This window comes from Treponema sp. R6D11 (genome assembly GCF_054786075.1).
In genome coordinates, this window is the sequence record NZ_BDHD01000366.1 from 1 (window position 1) to 1,250 (window position 1,250).

The window sequence follows — 1,250 nt, forward strand, 5'->3', positions numbered from 1 at the left end:
CTTCAATAGACCTCAAAAAATATAATATCCCCTCAATGATATGTTACCTTGTCATGGGTTGGTCCATAGTCGCAAAAGCAAGCATCCTCCCGCAGTTCCTATCCCAACAAGGCATCGACCTCTTGCTGTACGGCGGCGTCTCATACACAATCGGCGCAGTTTTTTATGCGTTCGGATAAAAATTGAAATATATACATTCCGTCTTCCATATCTTTGTCGTAATCGGCAGTTTTCTACACTTTCTTCTAATACTACTGCACTTAATGTAAATAAGGAGACTTTAATGCATGAGAGAGAGAGAGAGAGAGAGATGAAACTCTAGACCTTTTTAGAGCCTTCGCAATGATATGGGTAGTAATTATTCATTGCCTTTTTTGGACGAAAAAGCTCGGGCTAATAACTCAAGAGCCTCAACTTCTCCAGATGTTTCGTTCTTTCATGCTTTTCGAAATGCCACTTTTCTTCTTTATCACAGGCGCAAGCAATTATTTCTCAAAAAGAACACTAACAAGCTATTATCCTTCAAAACTCCAGCGAATCGTAATCCCATACTGGTGCTATTCCATAGTTTGCATAACCATAACTCTCTTATCTGGCTACCGCCAAAACATAACGACAAGCAGCCTAGCGTTTAGCTGGTTTGCAATTTTTCAAACTCAACAAACAAACTTAGTTCATCTGCGCTACGCTCTCTGGTTCGTACCAACATATCTGTTGGTCATGTCAATATACCCATTTCTAAAAAGTTATTATAACAAAGCCACAAACCGTTTCAAAAAGTCTATCCCTCTTATATTTTTCCTAGCACTAGTTATTATTTTATCTTTCGTCAAAGAAATACCTTTTGATAATTCAAATTACATAAAACACATCATAACATACTCCTTCTTCACATATCTCGGGCTATATTATGTTAGCCTGAAGCAAATTAAAAATCAAAAACTGGTAACCATCATCATTCTCTCCTCAATCTTTGTCGGATCTGCAGCATATTTCAAACTATATCCTATAGATATGCAAGCAAATAAATTTCCGCCAAATATCATGTTCGTAGTATATAACATAGGATTACTATCTCTTCTTTACCTAATTAAAAATCAAATTATTAAGTTTATAAAATTCCTGTGCAAAAGCAAAATATTTGGCTGGATATTCGACCAATACAAAACCAACTGTTATACAATCTTCCTGTTCCACCCGCTAGCATTCTATGCACTTTTATATTCATTAAAATATTTTAACCTAATCAA

Annotated in this window: 1 protein-coding gene and 1 pseudogene; both read left to right on the forward strand. The window is 35.8% G+C overall.

Going from position 1 to position 1,250, the window contains the following annotated elements; all coding sequences use genetic code 11:
* The first annotated feature begins 26 nt into the window (after positions 1-26).
* Entirely contained in the window at positions 27-179 is a 153-nt protein-coding gene (locus ACYVTD_RS13165; RefSeq protein ID WP_461248194.1) for a hemolysin III family protein, read from the forward strand.
* A 148-nt stretch (positions 180-327) separates the two neighbouring features.
* Positions 328-1,250 (forward strand): annotated as a pseudogene (locus tag ACYVTD_RS13170) (acyltransferase family protein); the annotation flags it as partial.